This is a genomic window from Nocardia farcinica, assembly GCF_029867845.1.
In the GTDB taxonomy this organism is placed as follows: domain Bacteria; phylum Actinomycetota; class Actinomycetes; order Mycobacteriales; family Mycobacteriaceae; genus Nocardia; species Nocardia farcinica_A.
This window is the reverse complement of the sequence record NZ_JARWRU010000114.1, coordinates 1-2,995: the sequence shown is the minus strand read 5'-3', so window position 1 is coordinate 2,995 and position 2,995 is coordinate 1. Positions and strand designations below refer to the sequence as shown.

Genomic DNA, 2,995 nt, shown 5'->3' with positions numbered 1-2,995 from the left:
GTTCGAGGGCGCGACCGGCCGGAGCGGTCCGCGACGACGACGGACGCCCGGACGGCGTCCGCGTGGCGCCGGACCGTGTGCCGTCGGCCGGGGTGTTGCCTGCCCGGCCCGCTGCGGGCTCCGGCGGCAGGTCCGGCGCGGCGATACTCATAGGTGCGTGCTCCCACTACCACCTCGGACACGCGACGACCGGGCCCGAATCGAGCCCAACTATAGGAAAACCCGTCTTCCTCGTGGGCCGGTTCGGCAAGATCGTCCGGCCGTCCGGCGGGTTCACTCGGCCGTTCGGCACGAGCGCGACGTGCGTTCAGACGGCCTGGGCGTCGAACCCGATCCGCCGCTGCCGCTCCTCGGCCAGCTCCCTTTCGATGGCGAGGGCGGCATAGTGCTGCCCGGCCGCGTGCAGCTGGGCGATCCGGCGGTGGAGCGCCTCGGTCCCGTAGGCGGCGGCGACGTCGGCGATGCCCAGCCTGCGGGCGGCGCCGGGACGAGACGGACGGTGACCTGGCTGATCCATGCCTGACCTTCTGACGGGTGTGGAGCTCCCCTTGCCGCAGGAATGGTAAGGCTGACCTATCCGGGGTGCAAGTGCAGCTGAACGAACATTCCTGTGTGGGAATGCGTTTCACCGGGCATACCGAAATGTGCTGTGACATGCGGCGGGGCGTCGGCTGGACTCTCAGGAAGGTCTGAAAGAGAGAGCAATGTGAATATCGGTGATGGGTTCGCCGCGGCTGTCACCGGCCGGCGGTCGTGGTTGGTGTTGGTGCTCGTCTTCCTGTTATACGGCGCGAGGATCGGGCGGGCCGGGTCGAACGACTCCGCGGGCGACGCGCCGAGCTCGCTGCCATCGGACGCCGAGTCGGCGAGGGTGCAGGAGCTGGTGGAACAGTTCCCCGGCGGCGAGAACACCGCCGCCATCGTGGTCTTCGACCGGGTCGACGGCGGAGCGCTCACCGAGCCGGAACTGGCCGCCGCCACCGAGGCGGTGGCGAGCATCCGCGCCGAGTCGCCGGTGGCAGGTGCGGCGGGCCCGCCCGCCCAGCTGACCGTCTCCGAGGACCGCATGGTCGCCCTCGGCCAGGTGCCGATCTCCGGTGAGCTGAACGGTTCCGCGCTCAACGACGAGGTCAAGCGCCTGCGCACCGTCGCCGACGAACGCGCCCCCGACGGCCTGCGCACCCAGATCACCGGCGGTCCCGCCTTCGGCGCCGACGCCGCCAACGCCTTCGCCGGTGCCGACATCACCCTGCTCGCCGTCACCGCGCTCGTGGTGGCCGTGCTGCTCGTGCTGACCTACCGCTCGCCGGTGCTGTGGCTGGTGCCGCTGCTCGTCGTCGGCGTCGCCGATCGCTGCGCCGCCGGTCTCGGCACCCTGCTCGCGCGGGTCACCGACCTGACCTTCGACGGCTCCACCTCCGGCATCACCAGCGTGCTGGTCTTCGGCGCCGGCACCAACTACGCCCTGCTGCTCATCTCGCGCTATCGCGACGAGCTGCACCGCCACGAGAACCACCGCGACGCGCTGCGCGTGGCGGTGCGCCGCTGCGCGCCCGCCATCCTGGCCAGCAACCTGACCGTCGTGCTCGCGCTGCTGACCCTGCTGCTCGCCGTCCTGCCGAGCACCCGCAGCCTCGGGCTGATGGCCGCCGCGGGCCTGCTGCTGGCCGCGCTGTTCGGCCTGACCGCCCTGCCCGCGGCGCTGTCGCTGTGCGGCCGCAAGGTGTTCTGGCCGTTCATCCCCGCCGTCGACGGCACCGACAACGCGGGCTCGGGCGCCTGGTACCGCATCGCCGACACGGTGGTTGGCAGGCCGCTGCCGGTGGCCGTCGGCACCCTGGCGGTGCTGCTGCTGTGCGCCACCGGGCTGTTCGGCTCGGCGGTCGGGCTGTCGCAGGCCGACCAGTTCCGGGTCCGCGCCGAATCCGTCGACGCGCTGGACACCCTCGCCGCCCACTTCCCCTCCGGCGCCTCCGATCCGACCGTGGTCCTGGCCCGCACCGAAGCCGCCGACGCGGTGCAGGGCGTGCTCGACCGGGAGGCGGGAGTCTCGCAGGCGGTGCGCACCGGCCCGCCGCACGAGGGCATCACCCGCTGGGCGGTGGTCCTCGACGCCGCGCCCTCCTCGGACGAGGCGTTCGACATCATCGAGGACCTGCGCGGCCAGCTGTCCGACATCCCCGGCGCCGACGCGCTGGTCGGCGGCAGCGACGCCAAGGAACTCGACACCTCCACGGCCGCCGGCCGCGACCAACTGCTGGTCATGCCGCTGATCCTGCTGGTGGTGTTCGTCATCCTGCTCGCGCTGCTGCGCGCCGTGCCCGCCGCGCTCGTGCTCATCGGCGTCACCGTGCTCAGCGCGCTGGCCGCCCTCGGTCTCGGCAGCCTCGCCAGCGAGCACATCTTCGGCTTCCCCGCGCTGGACACCACCGTCCCGCTCTACGGCTTCCTGTTCCTGGTCGCCCTCGGCGTCGACTACACCATCTTCCTGGTGACCAGGGCCAGGGAAGAGGCGCCCGGGCACGGCACCGCGCGCGGCATCGTCCGCGCGGTCTCGGCGACCGGGCCGGTCATCACCAGCGCGGGCATCGTGCTCGCCGCGGTCTTCTGTGTCCTGGGCGTGCTGCCGCTCATCACGCTGACCCAGATCGGCATCGTGGTCGGCATCGGCATCGTGCTCGACACCTTCGTCGTCCGCACCGTCGTCGTCCCTGCCCTGTTCGCCCTCATCGGGCCACGCATCTGGTGGCCGGCCGACCTCGACCACACCGGAACCCGCTCCGAGGAGCGCGAACTCACCGACGCCACCAAGTAGGCGCATCCACGCCCGAAACAGGAACGGCCAGGCGCGGATTCAGCTCCGCGCCGCCGCGGGCGACGCGGTGCGCCCCCGCCGGGGGGGGGGGGGGCGGGGGGTAACACCCCCCGCCCCCCCCCCGCCCCCCCCGCGCCCGCCCCCCCCGGGCCGCGCGCGGGAGGGAAACGGGGCGAGGGG

At 72.9% G+C, this 2,995-nt stretch carries 2 protein-coding genes; one reads left to right on the top strand and one right to left on the bottom strand.

Annotation, left to right across the window (positions count from 1 at the left end):
* Positions 1-307: 307 nt before the first annotated feature.
* Positions 308-517 carry a hypothetical protein gene (locus tag QH283_RS02175; RefSeq protein WP_280501340.1) on the bottom strand — a complete coding sequence of 70 codons (210 nt, stop codon included), beginning with the start codon at positions 515-517 and terminating at the stop codon, positions 308-310.
* A gap of 189 nt (positions 518-706) precedes the next feature.
* Between QH283_RS02175 and QH283_RS02170 the strand changes: the two genes are divergently transcribed.
* Complete coding sequence (locus QH283_RS02170) at positions 707-2,815, top strand: MMPL family transporter (RefSeq protein WP_280501339.1); 2,109 nt, start codon at positions 707-709, stop codon at positions 2,813-2,815.
* The last annotated feature ends 180 nt before the right edge of the window (positions 2,816-2,995 follow it).